Source organism: Pseudomonas sp. P4_D7, assembly GCF_056401755.1.
This window is the reverse complement of record NZ_JBFUIR010000029.1, coordinates 16,842-38,221: the sequence shown is the minus strand read 5'-3', so window position 1 is coordinate 38,221 and position 21,380 is coordinate 16,842. Positions and strand designations below refer to the sequence as shown.

The 21,380-nt window shown below is 61.3% G+C and carries 15 protein-coding genes and 1 pseudogene; 6 read left to right on the top strand and 10 right to left on the bottom strand.

Going from position 1 to position 21,380, the window contains the following annotated elements; translation table 11 throughout:
• Positions 1-251: 251 nt before the first annotated feature.
• Together mnxG and AC1DVF_RS18410 are read right to left on the bottom strand one after the other, a co-directional pair.
• The gene (gene mnxG, locus AC1DVF_RS18415) at positions 252-6,086 is read right to left on the bottom strand and encodes a manganese-oxidizing multicopper oxidase MnxG (RefSeq protein WP_320337170.1); all 5,835 of its coding nucleotides are present in this window, start codon (positions 6,084-6,086) and stop codon (positions 252-254) included.
• Positions 6,087-6,286: 200 nt separating this feature from the next.
• Positions 6,287-6,895: a lytic transglycosylase domain-containing protein gene (locus AC1DVF_RS18410; RefSeq protein ID WP_093439292.1), complete on the bottom strand. Its 609-nt coding sequence runs from the start codon at positions 6,893-6,895 to the stop codon at positions 6,287-6,289.
• A gap of 205 nt (positions 6,896-7,100) precedes the next feature.
• Here AC1DVF_RS18410 and gspG point away from each other — a divergent pair, with 205 nt between their 5' ends.
• The 3 genes from gspG (at position 7,101) to AC1DVF_RS18395 (ending at position 9,382) form a co-directional block, all read left to right on the top strand.
• Positions 7,101-7,529 carry a type II secretion system major pseudopilin GspG gene (gene gspG / locus AC1DVF_RS18405; protein ID WP_064120121.1) on the top strand — a complete coding sequence of 143 codons (429 nt, stop codon included), beginning with the start codon at positions 7,101-7,103 and terminating at the stop codon, positions 7,527-7,529.
• Between the two features lie 14 nt (positions 7,530-7,543).
• On the top strand, positions 7,544-8,731 hold the full coding sequence (locus AC1DVF_RS18400; protein WP_093439294.1) for a type II secretion system F family protein: 1,188 nt from the start codon (positions 7,544-7,546) through the stop codon (positions 8,729-8,731).
• 75 nt (positions 8,732-8,806) lie between these two features.
• On the top strand, positions 8,807-9,382 hold the full coding sequence (locus tag AC1DVF_RS18395) for a hypothetical protein (protein ID WP_477782924.1): 576 nt from the start codon (positions 8,807-8,809) through the stop codon (positions 9,380-9,382).
• A 793-nt stretch (positions 9,383-10,175) separates the two neighbouring features.
• Here AC1DVF_RS18395 and AC1DVF_RS18390 read toward each other — a convergent pair.
• The gene (locus AC1DVF_RS18390; RefSeq protein ID WP_460090375.1) at positions 10,176-11,075 is read right to left on the bottom strand and encodes a LysR family transcriptional regulator; all 900 of its coding nucleotides are present in this window, start codon (positions 11,073-11,075) and stop codon (positions 10,176-10,178) included.
• 162 nt (positions 11,076-11,237) lie between these two features.
• On the opposite strand from AC1DVF_RS18390, the gene AC1DVF_RS18385 reads away from it, so the two are divergent.
• Positions 11,238-12,260: an alpha/beta hydrolase gene (locus AC1DVF_RS18385; RefSeq protein ID WP_093439303.1), complete on the top strand. Its 1,023-nt coding sequence runs from the start codon at positions 11,238-11,240 to the stop codon at positions 12,258-12,260.
• A gap of 108 nt (positions 12,261-12,368) precedes the next feature.
• On the top strand, positions 12,369-13,796 hold the full coding sequence (locus tag AC1DVF_RS18380) for a mechanosensitive ion channel domain-containing protein (protein WP_477782923.1): 1,428 nt from the start codon (positions 12,369-12,371) through the stop codon (positions 13,794-13,796).
• A 314-nt stretch (positions 13,797-14,110) separates the two neighbouring features.
• On the opposite strand, the gene ycaC is transcribed toward AC1DVF_RS18380, so the two are convergent.
• The 7 genes and pseudogenes from ycaC to AC1DVF_RS18345 form a co-directional block, all read right to left on the bottom strand.
• Positions 14,111-14,734 carry an isochorismate family cysteine hydrolase YcaC gene (gene ycaC / locus AC1DVF_RS18375; RefSeq protein ID WP_007913541.1) on the bottom strand — a complete coding sequence of 208 codons (624 nt, stop codon included), beginning with the start codon at positions 14,732-14,734 and terminating at the stop codon, positions 14,111-14,113.
• Between the two features lie 70 nt (positions 14,735-14,804).
• Positions 14,805-16,643, bottom strand: coding sequence for an amidohydrolase (locus AC1DVF_RS18370; protein WP_099758574.1), 1,839 nt, complete (start codon positions 16,641-16,643; stop codon positions 14,805-14,807).
• 43 nt (positions 16,644-16,686) lie between these two features.
• The gene (locus tag AC1DVF_RS18365; RefSeq protein ID WP_093439313.1) at positions 16,687-17,313 is read right to left on the bottom strand and encodes an antibiotic biosynthesis monooxygenase; all 627 of its coding nucleotides are present in this window, start codon (positions 17,311-17,313) and stop codon (positions 16,687-16,689) included.
• On the bottom strand, positions 17,306-17,719 hold the full coding sequence (locus tag AC1DVF_RS18360; protein WP_460090371.1) for a DoxX family protein: 414 nt from the start codon (positions 17,717-17,719) through the stop codon (positions 17,306-17,308). Before AC1DVF_RS18360 ends, AC1DVF_RS18365 begins: the two co-directional genes overlap by 8 nt.
• 214 nt (positions 17,720-17,933) lie before the next feature.
• Positions 17,934-18,200 (bottom strand): annotated as a pseudogene (locus AC1DVF_RS18355) (DUF6124 family protein); the annotation flags it as partial.
• A gap of 445 nt (positions 18,201-18,645) precedes the next feature.
• Positions 18,646-19,569: a LysR family transcriptional regulator gene (locus AC1DVF_RS18350; protein WP_093439319.1), complete on the bottom strand. Its 924-nt coding sequence runs from the start codon at positions 19,567-19,569 to the stop codon at positions 18,646-18,648.
• A gap of 54 nt (positions 19,570-19,623) precedes the next feature.
• The gene (locus AC1DVF_RS18345) at positions 19,624-20,604 is read right to left on the bottom strand and encodes an MBL fold metallo-hydrolase (RefSeq protein WP_257358134.1); all 981 of its coding nucleotides are present in this window, start codon (positions 20,602-20,604) and stop codon (positions 19,624-19,626) included.
• Between the two features lie 248 nt (positions 20,605-20,852).
• On the opposite strand from AC1DVF_RS18345, the gene AC1DVF_RS18340 reads away from it, so the two are divergent.
• On the top strand, positions 20,853-21,284 hold the full coding sequence (locus AC1DVF_RS18340) for a helix-turn-helix domain-containing protein (protein WP_093439325.1): 432 nt from the start codon (positions 20,853-20,855) through the stop codon (positions 21,282-21,284).
• Positions 21,285-21,380 lie beyond the last annotated feature (96 nt).

The window sequence follows — 21,380 nt, the reverse complement described above, 5'->3', positions numbered from 1 at the left end:
GAGCGAGCCTGCTCGCGAAAGCGTCTTCCGCCTCACCCTCACAAACCGAGTTGCCCCCATTCGCGAGCAAGCTCGCTCCCACAAGGGATTTGCGTACATCCACTTCCTCACTGCCAACCACTGTCCCCTGTGGGAGCGAGCTTGCTCGCGAAAGCGGTCTGTCAGCCAACACACCTGTTGCATGTGCCGCCCTCTTCGCGAGCAGGCTCGCTCCCACAGGGATTTGCATCCACCGGGGCATTGCCGCTCTGCTACTGCCCCTGCGGCGCCGGTTCGGGTTCGTTGGTTACCCGCAGCAGTCCCCATAACCCGGAGGTGTTGCCGTAGGCGGCGTAATCGCGGAACAGATAATCCCCCGGGATCGCATTGCTGCCACCAGCGCTCGGGATCATGAAGCTGAAGTGCGCGGCCGGCAGGACGCTTTCGTGGGCGCCGATGTACATCGACATCGGGTTGTAGCCGAAGCGCACTGAGCCGACGCCCGGCGACCCCATCGGATAACCCCCGGTATCGCTCTTCTCGGCCTGGAACGGATTGACCGACCAGACGTGCCCATCGAGCTGGAACGTGGTGCCACGACTGCCACCGCTCGGCATCAAAATATGCGTGCGGAACGGTTGCCCGGGTTTGGCATACAGCACCGGCGTCTGCGGATCACCGCCCACCAACGCGTTGCTGTAGGCCATGTGCGCATTGCTCATATCGCCATAACCCGCGCCATCGGCATGCCCGAACGGTGCATCCGGGGCGAGGCCGAAGCGATACCACAGCGGCTCGGTCTTGTAGTTGATCGCCATGCTCGAGTTGTCCTGCGGATCGGTCGGCACGCCGAAGCCTTCAGCCGCAATCCCTTCCACTGGCCGGCCATTGGCCCAACGGGTGTTCAACGCCTTGTGCCAGACCATCGCAAAGTCGCGGTAGCTGGTTTGCCCTGGCGCGGTGACCGTGGCGTTGACCTTGCGCGCATCGTCGACCCAGGTCGCGCCGATCGGCAGGATGCTCATCGCTCCGCCAAGACCTTTTTGCGGCTGCTTGATCACGTCCGCCGGGGTGATGTTCAAGCCGCCGAACTCCACCGCCGTGGCGTTGATGTTGTCGACGCTGCGGCCCAGTTGCGTTACCGGTTTGCCTTCACGCTCCAGGTGCCCGGCGTAGTACTGATAGGTACGGGTCGGGTACGCGCCGCTGTTGCCGACACGCGGTGGCACGGTCTGAATCGGGTTGGCGCCGACATTGGCGCCGTCGGATTTGGTGATGTCGTACGCCAGCAACTGCGCGTGCAGGCCGACATGGCTGGACGGCCGCATCAGGTTATTGCTGAAGGTGGTCGAGCCCAGACCACTGTTGCGATCACGCTTGACCATGCCTTGCATCACCGCAGTTTGGGTCAGGTCCGGCATCACGCTCGGCAGACGGTTTTCCAGCGTGATGTTGATGCAATCCCCCGCGGCTGCACGCAGCACCAACGGCTCGACCGGAATGCCGGGTTTCAGCTTGCCACTCACCGGATCGAGATCGGATTTACGCACATAGAGAATCGCGGTCGGGTCATGCAGCGGCCCGCTCTGCCCGCCGATGGTGATGGTTTCGCCATCCTCCGGATCGGTCACCGTGACCTGCGGAATGCTCACCGTGCGCGAGTTCAGCACCAGGGTGCCACCCGCCGGATTCAGCGGCCCGCCGACATGTTGACCAAGCCCTTCGGGATCGCCGATGGTCAGGCCCAGCGCATTGCCGAGAATGTCGTTGGCCAGCGCCGCGACCACTTCGTAGTTGCGCTGCACCGTAGGTCGGGTGCCAATGCCGTTAGGGTTGGCGCCATAGCGCGGGCAACTGCCCTCGAACGCCACGGTGTTGCGCATGCCCGCCGGATTCGGGTTGTTGGGGATGGCGAACAGGTCGGCGCGTTTGGCGGTGTAGTTGCGCATCACGCCCCAGATACCGCTCCAGTAGCCTTCGATCGAAGCGTCCATCGAGTACAGATAATCACCCGTGGTCGCCGCCGAACTGGACAGCATCGACACCGGCGCAATGAAGCCCATCTGCTCGGAAATACCGATCATCTGCGACGCGCGCCAGCCAGAGTTGGAGCTGTTGCCGAAACCGGAACCGCTCTGCAGCCATTTCACACCGTGCAGGGTGACGTTGTGCTCTTCCTCATGGCCGCCGGCATGCACCCGCAACCGCACGTTGTCGCCGGTATAGGTGCGCAGCATCGGCGTGAACGGATCGCCCGGCTCGGCGCCGCCCTTGTTGATGTGCGGTGGAAACAGCGTGGTACCGCCGGTGGGTCCGGTCGCCGAAGTGAGCAGATTCGGCGCCAGATTCATCGCCGGAATGGCGCGGTCGGTACGGCTTTGCATGGCGAACGACAGATCACCGCCGAGGCCGTCAGCCTGCATGCCGCGTTTGCCATCCGGGCCGACCTTGTTCGGGTCGTACACGCGCAGGGCCAGCGGTTCGTTGCGATAGTTGACGACGAACATGCCCGGATCATCCACCGAGATCGCCTGCGGACATGGCCGGCTCGGGCAGCCCGGCACCTGACCGCCCTGCACTTCCAGCACGCCTTCTAGCAAGTTGCTGGCGTTGTTGCGCACTGGCGGGTTGATCGCGTAACGGAAGCTGTCGGCGGTGGCCGGGAACGCCTGCGCATTCGGCACACCGTTAGGGCCGGCACCGACGTAAACGCCAGCTTCATAGGCGTGCTGGAAGTCGCTGTATTCGAGGAAGAACTCGCGGAAGCTGTCGTTCTTGCCGTCGCCATCGAGGTCGCCGGTGTTGATCACCGCCTGCCATGAGGTCGGCCCACCATCCTGGCGCGCGCCGCTGTACAACGGCTCGCCGGTTTCGGCGTGGAACCAGGTGGAACCGGCCGGCTCGGCAAGCACAGTCGCGTACAGTCCAATCTGCTGATGCGTCGATGGGCCTAAGTGGTCGTGGGTGAAGATGGTGCCGAGGCCGCGATCGACGCCTTTGGCGTTGACCACCGGATCGACGAACCAGCGCTGCATCGCCGTGCGCGCACCCAGCCAGTCGGCGCGACCATACTGGCCGAAAAATGGGTGGTTCCTGGCTATCGGGCAGGCCTGGGTGCCGTCACGTGGATCGGTGCCGGCGCACTGGTTGAACTCGCGGATCGCATGAATGCGTTCCTGCACGGCGCCGGGTGAGAGCACGCCGTCCTCGTAGTTCCAGCCGTTGGAGGAGCCGTCCGCCGAGGTCAGATCCCACTTCGGCAAGTGAATGTGCTGGCCGATCACATCGGTCGGCGTGCGCACCTGATAGTCGTCCATCTCATAGGTGGCCGGGACCAGGTTGGTTTGCTGGTATTGCACGCAATCGAAAGTGTTCATGCGCATCACCAGCGGCTCTGGTGGACGTTGCTTGGTGATCACCGGCCAGGCGTCTTCCCACAGCGCGAGAATGCGCGCCTGCGGAAAGTGATAACCGACTTTGTTGTACACCGCGTCGAACTGAATGTTGGCGGCTTTGTAGATCCGAGGGCGGTCGGCGGTGAAGCTCGAGGCGCCGACAAAGGACATACCGTCGATGCGCTCACCGCTGGCGAACTCGCCGCTGCCGGCGTTGCTGGTCAGGCGTTTTTGCCGATCGTCCATGCACGGCTCGTAGTACGGCGCGCCGGCCATCGGCAAGGCACCGTTGGTGCGGAACGCCTTGGCCACCACTTGATTGCCGGGCAGCAAGGCGTAGCTTGGATGATCTTTTTTCGCGTGGAAAGCCATCGCGGCCTGTTCGACTTCGGTGCCTTCTTCCGGCAGGTAAATCGGCTTGGCACGGCTGACTTCCTTGGAGAAGTCCAGCGAAGTGGTCACGGTGTGCGCTTCGCCACCGGCCGCGACGCCATCCAGTGCGTGACGCTGCAAGCCGCCATTCCAACCGCCGGACTGCGCCGGGTCGAGATTGGCCCACAGTGCCTTGCCGCTGGCCTTCAAAGACTGCGCGGTGGCCGCGTCGAGCATGTCCAGCGGCGGCGTTGGCGGACGTTGGCCGACCGAGCTTTCCATGCCGCCGATCCAGAACGGATAGCCAGGGTTTTTCAGGCTGCCGTCGGCATTGCGATTGGCTTCGCTGCGATCGACCAGCGCCAGCGAACCGATGGCTTGACCAGCGGCATTGCCGCCATGGTGCTCACCGTCGTCATCGCCCTCTTCTTCGTCATCGTCGTGATCATTTTCGGCGACCAGGGTTTCGCCGATCTTCGGCACGACCACGACTTTGCCCGGCATTGGCGCCATGGCTTTGCCTGGAAGCGGCACGATGGCCGGAATCGGCGTACCGGCGACGATTTCGCCATCGGGCAAGGCCCGTGCACCCGCCGCCGGTTTGCCACTGCGCAAGGCAAACGGTTCGCTGTGATAGCCGTCGGCGCCCTGCTGCGAAACATCGAGTCGCGTGCCTTCTTCGAACACATCGTGCACCCGCCACATGGCCCACATGCCTTGGGCAAAGTGCGGATAGAAATGGCAGTGATAGATCGCATCGCCGGCCACGCGGTTGCGGTTGCCCGAACCGCCATTGGCGATTTCATAGGTGTAACCGGCGCCCGGGCCAATGCCTTGGGCGTCGACGTAATCGGAGTTGTCGTCGTTGGGGTTGAACAGCCACTGATGGCCGTGCAGGTGGAAGATGTGTTGCTCGTGGCCATTGTGGGTATTGCGGAATTTGACGAAGTCACCGATGTAGCTGTGGTTGACGTTCGACGGCTCCGACGGATACAGCGCCATGGTGGCTTTCACCCCGATCTGATCGGCGCGCGGTGTCTGCCCTGGGGCGATGTTCTCCAGCCCGGTGTTGGCCGGCACATCCACCAGCATCGCTACATCGCCGACGGTGTGCGAGCTGAGGAAGAACTCTTCGTAAGCGCACGACAGGCAGTCGTGCATCGGCCCCACGCCCAAGCGGTTGGCGACCACTTCGGCGCCCATGCCGCCGGAGCCGTAGTTGATCATGAACGAGTCGCGGGTCGGCTCCAGCACATGGGCCATTACCGGGTCAGCCCAATAGGCCGGGAATGCTTGAGTAGCGGCGGTTTCGTCCTGGAATTGCGAGGCGAAATCGCGGAACGCTTCGAGGCGATTGGGAATCGCCGGGTTGCGTTTGCCCATCGACTCCAGCGGGTAGGTGCTGGATGGGAAACTGCCGTCGGCGTTGCTGCCCATGACAATCGCATCGCTTTCGCTGGAGATGATTTCATTGCCGTCGACCATGCCGATGATCGGCGTACCGGCCTTGCCTTCGCGCAACCACGGTTCGCGCTGCGGGTAGCGCGCCTGGTAATCGACGATCGGTTGGCCGGTGGGTGCGCGGCCGGTGGTGGCCAGGCGCATTTCTTCTTCGGTGAGGGTATTGCGATAGGTGCGACCGCCCTTGGGCAGCACGACGACCTGGCCGAACAGACCATTGGCAACGTTGCCGGCCGCGCCCTCGCCACCAAACGTCGCGCCTCGGCTGCTGACGGCAAACGCGCCCTCGCGTTCGGCGTACAGCGTGTAGGAGCGGCTCGCCCCCGGTGGCACCAGACTGTTGGCGTTACGTCCGGTGAATGAAGAGATGTCATCGATGCTGTTCACTGCTTGCAGGCCGTTGACCTGGAAACCGACGTGACGATCCGCCACCTGCTCATCGACTTTGAAGGCTTCGGCGCCGTTGGCGTTTTCCGCGCCCTCTTCTTCGCCCAGGTTTTCAAAGTGCTTGTTCGGGTTGGCCTGATAGTCGAGCAGGTTCTGCAGATTGATCGTCAGGCAATCGCCGGCGGCCACACGCAATACCAATGGCCGAGGGCGCTTGTCCGGACGCAGCGAGACTTTGCCCGGCACTGCGGCGCCGCCGTAAGCCAGCGACTGCTCATGTTCATCGACCACGTCGCGGCGCAGGGCGAACATCATGCCGTTGATGTTCTGCGCACCGAGGCGGTTGAACATCAGTGGTTGATCGAAGGCGACGACGTTGGCCACCAGGTTGCGCTCGCAACGCACGGCCGCGCCGGCCAGCTCGACGCTGAGCATCGAGGCCAGAATCACCAGCCAATTCAACAGAGACGGAGCGTGATGAATGCCAACCATGATCAGTAACCTCGTAGTGGGTGCTCTTGGGAACACTTCTCGACAAATGCCTCGGAGCAATCCGCGTGCCACAAAAAATCTCATTACCGTTCAACCAGTTACCGCAACCATTTGAGGGTCCGGGGGATATTCCCCACCGGTTTTCCCCACTTTTCGGGCCTCTGCGGTTTGCCCCCGAATGTGGGGAAAACCGGGTTGGGTCACAACGGCGCATCCATGGCCAGGCCCTGCAGACGCCGGTACTGACGCAATACGTTCGGTACATAACGCTGGGTTTCGGCGAACGGCGGAATCACCCGGCCACGGCTGAGCACCGCGTCGGGCCCGGCGTTGTAGGCCGCCACGGCGAGAGCAATGTCGTTGTCGAACAAGGTCATCAGGCGTTTGAGATATTTCGCCCCGCCCTGGATGTTGGCCTTGGGGTCGTAGACGTCGGTCACACCGAGTTCGCGCGCGGTGTCGGGCATCAACTGCATGAGTCCGCCTGCGCCTTTGGCTGAGGTCGCACCGGGGTTGTAGTGGGATTCGGCGTTGATCACCGCGTGCAGCAGCGCTTCGGGTAATTGATTGACTTTGGCGGCTGCCGAGACCAGTTCCGCGTAGGGCTGGTTGGCGATCATTTGTGGCTGTTGATCGAGGCTGGCCACAGGCATTTCAGCCTCGTGGATCACCCGTTCGTAGGTGCGTCCGGGCCGGTGAACGTTGGACAGGACATAGCTGCCCTTGGCGTCCACGGAGATGAATACGTCGGCTTGCGCGGCGCCGCTGAGCAGCACACATCCGAGCAATCCGCTGGCGAGAAATTTCATGTCGGGCCTCCCCGGATCGACCCCGATAAATTGGGGGAAATGCCCCAATGGCCGATCACGTTTGAGCCATACGCAAGCACTGTGCCGACTCTTGAAATGCCCGATTTACAAGGGCTTCAGCCAATCAGCCGGTTTTCAGTGAGGCTGAGCATGGCAATTGCATAGGCCCTTCAGGCGACACGGCTGCCACTTACGGGAGGTCATCATGAAGCTGCAATTTCGTCCGCGTGGCCAACGCGGTTTTACCCTGCTCGAATTGCTCGTGGTGCTGGTGGTGCTCGGCCTGTTGGCCGGGATCGTCGCGCCGAAATACTTCGCCCAACTCGGTCGCTCCGAAGTGAAAGTGGCCAAGGCGCAGATCGAAGGGCTGAGCAAAGCGCTGGATATCTATCGACTGGAAGTCGGCCACTACCCGTCCACCGAACAGGGCTTGCAGGCCTTGGTCACTGCACCGAGTGACGAAGCGAAATGGACCGGCCCGTACCTGCAGAAAAAGCTCCCGCAGGATCCGTGGGGACGTAATTACACCTACCGCTATCCCGGCGAAAACAGCGAGTACGACTTGCTCTCGATGGGCAAGGACGGCCAGCCCGGCGGTGAAGGTGAAAACGCTGAAGTGACCAACTGGCAGTAAACGGAGCGCGGCCCATGCGATTTCATTTGAAAGCGGTCGGCAAGGCGGGCGTGGTGTCCTTGAGCGTCGAAGCGGCGGGTGACAGCGACGCACGGCGGATCGCCGAGGATCAGGGCTTGCGTGTGCTCAGCTCGCACGCCGACAAGCATTGGCGCTCACTGAAACTGCGCCAGCGCGAGACCTTCAACCTGGTGTTATTCAGCCAGGAATTGACCACCCTGCTCAACGCCGGCCTACCGTTGATCGATGCGCTGGAAAGCCTCGCCGAAAAAGAAACCGCCCCCGCTGCCCGGAAAACCTTGAGTGAGCTGGTGCGCCTGCTTTATGAGGGCAAATCCTTCTCGCAGGCGTTGGGCCAGTTGTCGGCGGTGTTCCCGCCGTTGTACGTGGCGCTGGTACAGTCCAGCGAGAAGACCGGCGCGGTCGGCGATGCATTGGGCCGTTACGTCAGTTACCGGCAGCGCATGGACGAGGTGCGGCAGAAGATCATCAGTGCCTCGATCTACCCAATGCTGTTGCTGATCGTCGGTGGTGGCGTGGTGTTGTTCTTGATGGGTTACGTGGTGCCACGCTTCAGTCTGGTGTTTGAAGGCTTGGGCAATAACCTGCCGTGGCTGTCGCAGGTGCTGATGAGCAGCGGCATGTTTTTGCATGCGCATCAGGCTGAGTTTTTTGGCGGGCTGGCGGCGCTGGTCATTGCCCTCGCCGTCCTGCAGAAGCAACCGGCGTTTCGCCGTGGGCTGGATCGGCTGGTGGAGAAACTGCCAGCCGTGCATCAACGGATTTTCATGTATGAGCTGGCGCGGTTTTATCGTTCGCTGGGGATTCTGCTGCAAGGCGGAATTCCGCTGGTGACCGCCATGAGCATGGTGCGTGGCTTGCTCACCGTGGCCTCGCGGGTGCGCCTGGATCAGGCCTGCGAGCGGGTGCGCGAGGGGCAGTCATTGTCCACCGCGCTGGAGCTCAATCACCTGGTGACACCGGTGTCCCTGCGCCTACTGCGCGCCGGCGAACAGTCCGGCAACCTCGGGCAGATGATGGAACGCAGCGCCGACTTCTACGACGAGGAAATCAGCCGCTGGCTGGAGTGGTTCGTTAAATTGTTCGAGCCGCTGCTGATGACCTTCATCGGCCTGCTGATCGGGGTCATCGTGATCCTGATGTACATCCCGATTTTCGAACTGGCTTCGAGTATTCACTGACCCCCGGGAACGGGTCCGGTCCCTGCAACAATGCACTTTTACGTTCCCAACAAAACCACAAAGACGGAGAACGATATGCACATTCAAAAGCTCGTGCTCGCAATGGCCATCGGCGCAGTTCTGTCAGCGTCTACGGTGCTGATTCCGGACAATTTGTCCGGAGTATCCAGTGCTCATGCCAAGGATGGTGGGAGTGGTGGTGGAGGCAGTGGTGGCGGTAGCGGAGGGGGCGGCGGCGGCGGCGGCGGCGGCGGCGGCGGCGGAAATGGTGGGGGCGGGGGCGGTGGCGGTGGCAACGGTGGTGGCAGCGGTGGAGGTGGCAGCGGTGGAAATGGTGGGGGCGGAAGTGGCGGCGGAGGCAGTCACGGCGGTGGCGGCAACAGTGGCAGTGGTGGCAACAGTGGCCACAGCGGCAGCGACCACGGCTCGGGACACTCGGGCGACAGCGCCTCATCCGGCCGCAACGGCGCCCATGCTGAAGCGGGAGATGATCATGGCGTCCACCGCGCCGGTGAAGTCGGCGATGACCACGGGGTCCACCGCGCTGGTGAAGTCGGTGATGATCGTGGCGTCCACGCTGCGGCTGAAGCCGGCGATGATCGCGGCGTACATGTCGGCGGCGAGCCGGGCGATGACAAGCGCGCCAACTGATCATTAGACACACCGCAAAACCTGTGGGAGCGAGCCTGCTCGCGAATGCTGTGGGTCAGCCAATGATGTTTTGCCTGACACACCGTTTTCGCGAGCAAGCTCGCTCCCACAGGGTTTTGTGGCATACGCAGATTACGCAGACAACCACCATCAATTGTAGGAGTGAGCCTGCTCGCGATAGCAGTCATTCAAACACTGAAGCTGTGACAGACAGAACGCTATCGCGAGCAGGCTCACTCCTACAGGGTTTTGCGGCGTTTACAGATTACGCAGACGACCTTTATCAACTGTGGGAGCGAGCTTGCTCGCGAATGCTGAGGGTCAGCCAATGATGTTTTAACTGACACACCGCTTTCGCGAGCAAGCTCGCTCCCACAGGGTTTTGTGGCGTGCGCAGATTTCACAGACAACCACCATCAATTGTAGGAGTGAGCCTGCTCGCGATAGCGGTCATTCAGACACTGAAGCTGTGACAGACGAAACGCTTTCGCGAGCAGGCTCGCTCCCACAGGGTTTTGTGGCGTGCGCAGATTTCACAGACAAACACCATCAATTGTAGGAATGAGCCTGCTCGGATAGCGGTTGTTCAGACACTGAAACTGTGACAGACAGAACGCTATCGCGAGCAGGCTCACTTCTACAGGGTTTTGTGGCGTGCGCAGATTTCACAGACGACCTTTATCAAATGTGGGAGCGAGCTTGCTCGCGAATGCTGAGGGTCAGCCAATGATGTTTTAACTGACACACCGCCATCGCGAGCAGGCTCACTCCTACAGTTTGATCTGCGTATAAATCAGAGGTCGACGTGGCTCTCGTTCAGGCGTTCACGCAAAAACTCGACCAGCGCCTGCACCGGCCTTGAGGCCTGACGATGCTGCGGATACACCGCCGATAACGTCAGCGGCTCGGGGCGCAAGTCATCCAGCACCGGCACCAACCGGCCATCCTTCAGCGCCGCGCCGACAATGAACGTCGGCAAATAGGTAATGCCCATCCCCTGCACTGCGGCATCCCTGAGCAACTCGCCGTTGTTAACGCGCATGCGCCCGGTGACATTCACCAACAACGGCTTACCCTGCCCCGCGTTAAAGCGCCATTGCACCGAACGCCCATGGCCATAAGGCAGGCAGTCATGGCTGTGCAGGTCTTCAGGCTTGAGCGGTGTGCCGCGCTCGGCGAGGTATGCCGGGCTGGCGCAGTACACGCGTTCGATCGACGCGATGCGCCGGGCAATCAGCGTCGAGTCTTCGAGCACGCCAATGCGCAGCGCCAGATCGTAGCCCTCACCGAGCAAATCCACCGGCCGATCACTCAGATCGACCTCTACCGTAACCTCACGATAGCGCTGCAAGAACAGCGGCAGCAGACAGCCCAGATGTGCCACGGCAAACGACAGCGGCGCGCTCAAGCGAATCGTCCCGCGTGGTTCGGCGGTTTGCCCGGCGATGCCCTGCTCCACTTGCTCGACTTCACCCAACAGGCGCAACGCCGACTCGTAATAACTCTGCCCCAGCGGCGTCACGTCCAGACGCCGAGTCGAGCGGTTCAACAACCGCACGCCGAGACGCTCTTCCAACTGCATCAAGCGTCGGCTGACGAACTGCTTGGACAGGCCCAGTTGATCGGCCGCAGAGGTGAAGCTGCCGGAGTCCATGACCTGGCAAAAAATACGCATGTCTTCGAACGGGTTCATTGTCACTCTCTGGTAGACAGTTAAACGCTTTATAGCCGCTTTTTCACTTTTGAGCAGCCCATTAATCTGTGCTCACGGTGTTGCTGAGGCCCTGAAGCCCAGCGCCACAGCAGCCCGCAACCCAGGCATAAAAAATCAAAAACATTCAAAAGGATTTCCACCATGAACATCGTCAAGAAAACCCTCACCGCTTCCCTCCTCGCCCTGTCCATCGGCAACGCTTTCGCCGCCGAAACCAGCGGTGTCGAACACAACACCCAAGCCTTCCTCAACGCCCTCGCCGCCGGTGGTGGCAAACCGCTGGAGCAACTGAGCCCGAAAGACGCCCGTGCGGTGCTGACCGGCGCGCAGGCTTCGGTGAAGGTGGACTTGTCCGGTGTTGAAGTCAGTGACAAAGCGATCAAGGTCGATGGCCAGACCCTCAACCTGAAAGTGGTGCGGCCGGCCAAAGTCAAAGGCGAGTTGCCGGTGTTCATGTTCTTCCACGGTGGCGGCTGGGTGCTCGGCGATTTCCCGACCCACCAACGCTTGATTCGTGACTTGGTGGTGGGTTCTGGCGCGGTTGCGGTGTACGTCGACTACACGCCGTCGCCGGAAGCCCAGTACCCGACCGCGATCAACCAGGCCTACGCCGCGACGAAATGGGTGGCTGAGCACGGCAAGGAGATCGGTGTCGACGGTAAGCGCCTGGCCGTGGCCGGCAACAGCGTCGGCGGCAACATGGCGGCGGTCGTGGCGTTGATGGCCAAGGAGCAGAAAGCCCCGGCGCTGCGCTTCCAACTGCTGATGTGGCCGGTGACCAACGCGCAGTTCGACGACGGTTCGTACCAGCAATTTGCTGAGGGCCACTTCCTCACCAAAGGCATGATGCAGTGGTTCTGGGACAACTACACCACCAACCCGGCCGAGCGTGCGCAGATCCATGCCTCGCCGCTGAATGCCAGCGCCGAACAGCTCAAGGGCTTGCCTGCGGCACTGGTGCAGACTGCCGAGTTCGATGTGCTGCGTGACGAAGGCGAAGGCTATGCGCGGCACCTGGATGCGGCGGGTGTAGCGGTGACCTCGGTGCGCTACAACGGGATGATTCATGACTTTGGTTTGCTCAATCCGCTGAGTCAGATTCCGGAAGTGAAAGCGGCGGTGCGTCAGGCGGCGGCTGAGCTGAAGACTCATCTGAATCCTTAACAGCAAAAGATTGCAGCCTGCGGCAGCGCCTACATTGGAATACGTTCTTCTGTAGGCGCTGCCGCAGGCTGCGATCTTTTTATTGGCAGACACTGCGGAGCACCGGCCATGACCTTTTTCTACACTCACCTGCTGTCCTGGAGCGCTGCCCTGCTGCTGCTCGACGCGGTGCTCTGGCACTTCTCGCCCTTCAGCCATCGCGCCCCGAGAGTCGGAGTGCGCCTGGTGTTGTTTCTGGCGTTCACGGCGCTGGTGATCAACGCCGGCGTCAGTCCGTTGCAAGCACCACAATTCACCGATGACCGCGTGGCGCAACTGGGTGCGACGGCACTGGGAATTCTCTGGTGGCTGTACGCCGCGCGGGTGCTGACCGAAGTCATCGGCCTGGCGCTGATGCGCCGCATCGGCCACAGCGGTCGTTTGCTGCAGGACGTGATCGGCGCCCTGGTGTTTCTGGTCGCCACCGTCGCCGCAGCCGGTTACGTGTTGGAATTGCCGGTAAAAGGACTGCTGGCAACCTCGGGCGTGGTGGCCATCGTTGTCGGTCTGGCGCTGCAAAGCACCTTGGCCGATGTGTTTTCCGGGATCGTGCTCAACACCACCAAGCCGTATCAGGTGGATGATTTCGTGGTGATCGACGGCGTCGAAGGCAAGGTCTTCGACATCGACTGGCGCGCCACGCACTTGCTGACCAGCGCCGGGACCATGGCGGTGGTGCCGAACTCGGTCGCGGCCAAGGCGAAGATCGTCAATCTCAGCCGCCCGAACAACATGCATGGCGTGTCGATCAGCATTCAGGTGCCGAATCACATCCGCCCGCGGCGGGTACTCGATGCGCTTGATCGCACTTTGCAGGGCAGCAGTTCGCTGTTGCTGACGCCAGCGCCGAAAGCCGTGCTGAAAGAGGCCGGCGAAACCATGTCGGAGTACGTCGCCAGCGGGTTCATCGCCGAGCTCGGCAAGAAAAGCGAAGTACGCAATCAACTGTTCGACCTCGCCCACCGGCATCTGGAAGCGGCAGGGATTTCGCGGCATCCGGATGGCGTGATCGAACCCTCGACCCGCGCCCGTGCGTTGCTCGATGAAGTGAAAATCTTCCGCTCGCTGAGCAGTGATGAGCGCGATCGTCTGGCGGAATCGATGATTGCCCAGCAGTACACGGCGGGCCAGGTGGTGCTGGATCTGGACGAGGTTCCGGACAGTCTGTTCGTGATTGCCACCGGGGTGGTCAGTGCGACGGTGCCGGACGGCGACAGCCAGGTCGAGGCTGGGCGGATGGGGCCGAGTGAGGTCATGGGTGAACAGAGCATTCTCGACGATACGCCGTCGCAGGCGACGTTCACGGCGTTGACGTCGAGCATCATTTATCGACTCGACAAGAGCCTCACCCGTCAGTGCATGGAGCACCGCACGGAGGTGGGTCAGGCGTTGAATAAATTGCAGGCGGTGCGTCAGCAGAACAGTCGCCTCGCGTTGATGGCTAAACCGGTGGCGGTGAGGAAAGGTGGTTTTCTCGGTTGGTTGCAGAAGCGTTGAAGCGGCAAGATCAAGATCAAGATCAAGATCAAAAGCCTCCCCCTCACCCCAACCCTCCCGAAACGTCGGACCGCCCCCAAGGGGGCGAGGGGGAAAGGGAGCCGATCTCCATGTATTTCAAGATTGAAGTTCGACTCGGTATTGCAGGTCGACGTACCACGAAAGGAGTCGATCTCCGGGCATTCCAAGACCTGAGTTCGGCTCGGTGTCGCACGTCGGCGTACCTCGAAAGAACCCCTCGGTCAGTCCCCTCTCCCTCCGGGAGAGGGTTAGGCGGGCGGCGTTCCGATGAGGGGTTCTTCAAGATCAGCCGATTACTTGGCCGTGAACTTGGTATAGCTGTTGATCAAATTGCGATAGTTAGGCAGACGCTCCGAGAGCAAATGCGCCAAACCTTCCATGTCGTTGCGCCAGTCACCCTGCAGCTCGCACGCCACCGAGAACCAGTTCAGCAGGTGGGCACCCGCTGCCGACATACGCGCCCACGCCGCTTGTTGCACGGTGGTGTTGAAGGTGCCGGAAGAGTCAGTCACGACAAACACTTCATAGCCTTCAGCAATCGCTGACAAGGTCGGGAACGCTACGCAAACGTCAGTCACCACACCGGCGATGATCAGTTGCTTGCGACCGGTGGCCTTGATCGCTTTGACGAAATCTTCGTTGTCCCACGCATTGATCTGCCCTGGGCGCTGAATGAACGGCGCATCCGGGAACTGCTCGCGCAGCTCAGGCACGATCGGGCCGTTCGGGCCGGCATCGAAACTGGTGGTGAGGATGGTCGGCAGCTTGAAGAACTTGGCGATGTCGCCCAGCGCCAGCACGTTGTTTTTGAATTCGTTCGGAGTGAAATCCTGGACCAGCGAGATCAGACCGGTCTGGTGATCGACCAGCAATACAACCGCATCATCTTTGTTCAGACGTGTGTAAGGAACGCTCATGGGAAAACTCCTGATGGACGGATGGATGAAGCATGAAGCGCCGACCGGATGGCCGGCGCTTCAGGGGAAATCAGAAAGCGAAGCAGGAACAGCCGAACGCGCCCCAGAAACCGGCGAAGTCGCTGACCGGTGCGTTCGACATCCGCGCCTTTTCATGGCTGTGGGTGTGCACTGCACACGGCCCGCTGCACTGGTGAACCTGCGCCTGTAATGGCGAATTTGGCCGCCAGTGGCCCGGGACTTTGACCACCGGCGACCAGTCCGGCAGCACTGGAATCGAGCGCGGGCCGAGGTCTTCGAAGTCGCCGGCCGCGTAGACAATCTTGCCGCCGACCACGGTCATGACCGATTCGATCCACTTGATTGCTTCTTCCTCGACATGGAAGAAGTCCGCGCTCAGCGCCGCCAGATCCGCCAGTTGGCCGACCTTGATCTGGCCCTTCTTGCCCTGCTCCGAGGAGAACCAGGCGCTGCCGTGGGTGAACAGTTCCAGCGCGGTGGCGCGCGGCAAACCTTCTTCGTACAAGGCCAGACCGCCGACGGTGCGACCGCTGACCATCCAGTACAGCGAAGTCCACGGGTTGTAGCTGGACACCCGCGTGGCGTCGGTGCCGGCGCCGACCGGTACGCCTTCGGCGAGCATGCGCTTGATCGGTGGCGTCGCTTCGGCGGCTTGCTTGCCGTAGCGGTCGACAAAGTATTCGCCCTGGAACGCCATGCGATCCTGAATCGCAATGCCGCCGCCCAGTGCTTTCACCCGTTCGATGTTTTGCGGGGTGATGGTTTCAGCGTGGTCGAAGAACCACGGCAGACCGTTGAACGGAATGTCGCGATTGACCTTCTCGAACACGTCGAGCATGCGGCTGATCGACTCGTTGTAGGTCGCGTGCAAACGGAACGGCCAGCGCTGTTCGACCAAGTGGCGCACCACCGGCTCCAACTCCTCCTCCATTGTCTGCGGCAGGTCCGGGCGCGGTTCGAGGAAGTCTTCGAAATCGGCTGCCGAGAACACCAGCATTTCCCCGGCGCCGTTGTGGCGCAGGAAGTCATCGCCCTGATGCAACTTGACGCTGCCGGTCCAGTTCTGGAAATCGCTCAGCTCTTCTTTCGGTTTCTGGGTGAACAGGTTGTAGGCGATGCGCACGGTCAACTGGTCGTCTTTGGCCAGTTGCTCGATCACCTGATAATCGTCCGGGTAGTTCTGGAAACCACCGCCGGCATCGATCGCACTGGTCAGGCCGAGGCGATTGAGTTCGCGCATGAACTGGCGGGTCGAGTTGACCTGATATTCCAGCGGCAGCTTCGGCCCCTTGGCCAGCGTCGAGTAGAGGATCATCGCGTTAGGCCGCGCGACCAGCATGCCGGTCGGGTTGCCGTTGGCATCGCGAACGATCTCGCCACCCGGCGGGTTCGGCGTATCGCGGGTGTAGCCGGCCACGCGCAGGGCGGCGCGATTGAGTAGCGCACGGTCATACAGGTGCAGGATGAACACTGGTGTGTCCGGCGCGGCCTGGTTGATTTCTTCGAGGGTCGGCATGCGTTTTTCAGCAAACTGGAATTCATTCCAGCCACCGACCACGCGCACCCATTGTGGCGTCGGTGTGCGATCGGCCTGATCCTTGAGCATGCGCAGCGCGTCGGCCAGCGACGGCACGCCTTCCCAGCGCAGTTCGAGGTTGTAGTTCAAACCGCCACGGATCAAGTGCAAGTGCGAGTCGTTGAGACCCGGAATAACGCAGCGGCCATGCATATCGACCACTTGCGTGTTCGGCCCGCGCAAGGCCATGGCCTGGTTGTCGTTGCCAACGACCACGAAGCGGCCGTCGGTGATGGCCACGGCACTGGCCAGCGGTTTGGTGCGGTCTACGGTATGAAACTGGCCATTGAATAAAATCAGATCGGCGCTCATCGCAGTTCCTCAAGCAAAGTGAAAAGGAGCAAACCCCGCGCGCTCAGCGTGGCGAGGTCTCTTGGGAATCGAGGTGTTCATGGGCTTGGCTGGCTTCGAGCCACGGCGTAAACAAACGGGTTACCGGCGGCATCACCACGTACACCACCGACAGAACGATGGTCAGGGTGATCAGGAACGTGGCCACCACGTAGTTGGAAAGAATCGGATGCAGCGCCAGCAGCGGTCCCCAGATCAGCGGCACGAGCAAGGTGTGCGGCAGAATCACCAGCAGCGTGACGACCGCTTGCTTCCAGCGCGGCGGCGGCGAAGCGGCATCGGCCAGTGGTGTAAACCAGAACTCCTTGATCGGCGCGACTTCAGTCTGATCGCCGTCAGCCAGCATCGGCGCCGCTTCGGCGACCAGTGCCTGACGCTGCGGCGACTCCAGCCACCCCTGCATCGCTTCAGTGGAGCTGAAACGCAGCACGCAAGTGTAGAAATCGAGACGCCCGCGCTTGCCGCGCACCACGTCCACGCCCAAATGGCCTTCACGCTGGCTCGCGACGCGGACGATATTGCGCAGCCAGGCCTCATACGCTGACTCGAAACCGGCCTTGACCCGGTGCTTGATGATCAGCGTGACCGTCTCATCGGCCCCCGGCGTTTGTGGATCGAGGACTTCAGGCATAACGCAGCACTCCGGGCAAACGAACAGGAATCACCAGCCGTCCCGGCCCGGCGATCAACACAGTGGTAAACAGGATCAACAGCAACCAGCCGAACTGCCCTTCGGCCACACTCCATTGCGGATGCACGACCAGCAGTGCCACCAGCAGCACAAAGAGAATAGGCAAGCACGCCAATCGCGCCAGCACCCCGGCGACGATCAGTAGTGGACAGAGGACTTCGGCGAAGATCGCCAGAATCAACGTGAGGTGAGATCCGAGGTGGAACGGGTCTTCGATCAGTTGCAGTTGCGCAGTGAAGTCGAGCAGCTTGGGCAAGCCGTGGACCCAGAGCAGAAACAACCCGCCGCTGACGCGCAGGAACAGCAAACCGATGTCGCGTGCCTGTTCATCTGTTGAGGCATTCATGACCCGACCCTTGAAATGTCATTGACTGGAATCATGCCAATGATGGTCGGGAGGAAATTGGATAGATGTGCTCAGTTCTGCGACATTCCAAAATTCTTGGAGCACCGCAAATCCCTGTGGGAGCGAGCTTGCTCGCGAAAGCGGCGTGCCATTCAAAGTATTTATAACTGACCCGACGCCTTCGCGAGCAAGCTCGCTCCCACAGGGAATGGGTTCAGGCCGGTGGTTCGAGGTTATCCAGCACCCGATTCACCGCCAGTTCACCGAGCATGATCAACTGCGCAATCCCCAACAACGCCCGACGCTGCGGCGCGGGCAACAGGTGGGCGACGTCCTGGGCGATGGTTTTGGCCGATGCAAGTGTTTCGCTGGCGTCGGTCAGCAGTTCTTCGGCTTTGGTGTCGGCGGTTCCGCGAGTTCTGCGTGGCGGTGGCGTGGAGCCGGGTGGAAGGAGGTAGTGGTCGAGGTGGCGACCGTATGCAGGTTAGCGAACCGGTAAAAAGGCAACCCGGTAGACCCGAAGGTCTCCCGCATACAGCCGCCATAGCGAAGTGCAGACGATAGCCTGCTACGAAGTATGGAGCGCTGATGCACTTTTTTTGGTCCGAGTCGCTAAACCCGATCGCTGAGTTTTCAGCGACCACCAAACGATAGAGACCCGACCGCAAGCGCACAAGCCGGCGGATTCTGGCGTAGCTGTAGGCAAAGGCGCAAGGTTGCGTAGCCTGAAAGAGTGTCTGATGGTGTTGCTTAAACGGCGATGTTTAAACCACCAACAACTCAGGGATCACGCCGTCCCAATGTGGGAGCGAGCTTGCTCGCGAAAGCGGTGTGTCATTCGAAATATTTATCGACTGATACGACGCCTTCGCGAGCAAGCTCGCTCCCACAGGGATCAGTGCTGTATTTGAGATTGGCGTAGGGATTCAGCTAGCCGGGATATTCAGCGGCGCCGCCATGAACTGACTGATCCGCGAGCGCAGCCATTTCTCCGCCGGATCGTTGTCATGCACCCCGCTCCAGGCCATCGACAATTGCGCCGCATCAATCGGGAACGGTGGATCTTCGGCGCGCAGCGCACACCCTTCAACCAACGCGCAGGCGGCGTAATCCGGCACGGTGGCGATCATCTCGGTGCCGGCGAGCAAGGCGCGCAGGCCGCTGAATTGCGGCACGCCCAACACCACGCGGCGGGTACGACCGACCTTGGCCAGGTCCATGTCGATATTGCCGCTCAGGTCGCCGGAGAACGACACCATCGCGTGCGGGCGCTCGCAGTATTCGTCGAGGGTCAGCGGCCCGGGACGGTCGTCGCCGCGCAGGACTTTGCAGGGAATGTCGCGCAATGTCTTGCGCTTGGCGTTGGCCGGCAGATCGGTGGTGTAGCTGACGCCCACTGAGATTTCCCCAGAGGCCAACAGTGCCGGCATCAACAAGTAATTGGCGCGGCGCACGACCACGACAATCCCCGGCGCCTCTTGCTGAAGCTGACGCAACAACGGTGGAAACAGGCCAAATTCGGCGTCGTCCGACAGGCCGATGCGAAACACGTCGCAACTGCTCGCCGGCTCGAACTCCTTGGCCCGGCTGACCGCGCCAGAGATGACGTCCATCGCCGGTTGCAGCTCTTTGAGAATCGCTAGCGCCCGCGCGGTCGGCTCCATGCCGCGACCGTTGCGCAGCAGTAACGGATCGTCGAACAGATCACGCAAACGCCCCAACGCCGCGCTGACGGCCGGTTGCCCCATGAACAGCTTTTCGGCAACGCGGGTCAGGTTCTTTTCGAACATCAGCGCTTCGAAAATCACCAGCAGGTTCATGTCGACGCGACGCAGATCGTTACGGTTCATGGGCATGTTTTCCTTTTCGGTGTCAGCTGCTTTTGCGGGTGGGCGCTGCGCACTTTACTCGATTAACGGCACCTTGGCCGCGCGCTTATACGGACCGTATTCCACGGGCACCCACTGAAAATGTTTGCCCTGCGCGGTGATGTGACCGATGCCCGGGAACGGCAGGTGCGCCGCCGTCACCCACGTCTTGCTGGCGACCGCCGCACTGAAGACTGCCTGACGCGCATTGATCGCTTGCGCACTGTTGACGTCAAAGCCGATCGACACTTCCGGATGCTCAAACTGCACTGCCAGGTTATGCACCAGATCCCCCATGAAGACGATGCTCTGAGTCTGCGAGGTGAAACGGTAGGTGGTGCTGCCCGGCGTATGTCCGGCTTCCAGTGTCGCTTCGACTAACCCCGGCAACGGCGACTGGCCCGCGGCGAAGGTCTTGAAACGCCCGGCGGCGACGTAGGGCGCGGTTGAGTCCTGGGCAATCTTGAAAAACTCTCGGGCGCCGGCCGGAGCTTTGGCCAGCGCGGCCGGATCGAGCCAGTAATCCGCTTCAGCCTTGGCGGCATACACCGTGGCATGGCTGAACAACGGTTGTTTCTGGGCATCGACCAGACCACAGACATGATCAAGGTGCAGGTGCGTCAGCAAAATCGTATCGACCTGCTCTGGCTGGTAGCCGGCGGCCTGCATATTCGCCACGAGCTGCCCGGCGGTGGCGCCGATGCATTGCCCGGCACCACTGTCGACCAGAATCAGTTGCTTGCCGGTGTTGACCAGAAAGGCATTGAACGCCGTCTGGACACCCGGGGTTTCAATCGAACGGCGTGCCAGCAGTGCGCGGATCTGACTCTGACTCATGCCCTGCAACAGCTTGGGCGACAGGTCGTTGTAGCCATCGAACAACGCGGTGACCTCGTAATCCCCCACGGCCAGGCGGAAATAGCCCGGCGCCTGAGTGCCCTGCTGTGGTGCCTGCGCCATCGCGCTGGAAGTGGCCAGCGCAAACGTCAGCGCCGCCGCTTTGAAAATGCCTTTCATTTGATTCCCCTTGGACCTGCCGATTGCGGCGCCCCCTCGGTTCGCCACGCTTGCAGTCATCGTGCCGCAAACCGCGGGGCGCAGACTTGCAGGGATGTGCTGAGTTCAGGCCAATGCGCTGGAATTAACAACGATTAACTCGTCAGCCTCCCGCCCTCGGCCAACAATGAAATCCTCTGCGCAGCGTTGTTTTTTTGACCTGAGGGGATGCGCCGACCGTGCATTCCCCATCAACACGGACTTTGGCCATGGCTCACTTACAGCACAGCGTCGCCCTTGCCCCTGCCAACGAACCACGCAAGACCGGGGTCGGCGGACTCAGTCCGCAACGCGAACGACAGGTCAAACAACTGATCCTCGAACGCCTCGGCGAAAGCCTGGAAGTCACCGAACTGGCCCGCGCCTGTTCACTGTCACGCAGCCATTTTTCCCGCGCATTCAAATGCAGCACCGGGGTGTCGCCGCAGGACTGGATTCGCACCCAGCGTCTCGCGCGAGCCAAGCTGCTGATCCAGCACACCGACCTGAGCCTGACGCAAATCAGCCTGGAATGCGGGTTCTGCGATCAGGCGCATTTCTGCCATATGTTTACCCGCAGCGAGGGCATTAATCCGTTTGCCTGGCGCTGCCAGATCATGCGTGAACCCAAAGCCCAGCGTTCACAACCCGCCATGTTTTGATCGCGGCACCCGTTGCACTGACGCTCAAACCTGAGGATTATGCCGGGACACCCCGGAATAGAAGGCCTGCGCACGCGCCCGGCCCTACTCCGCTCT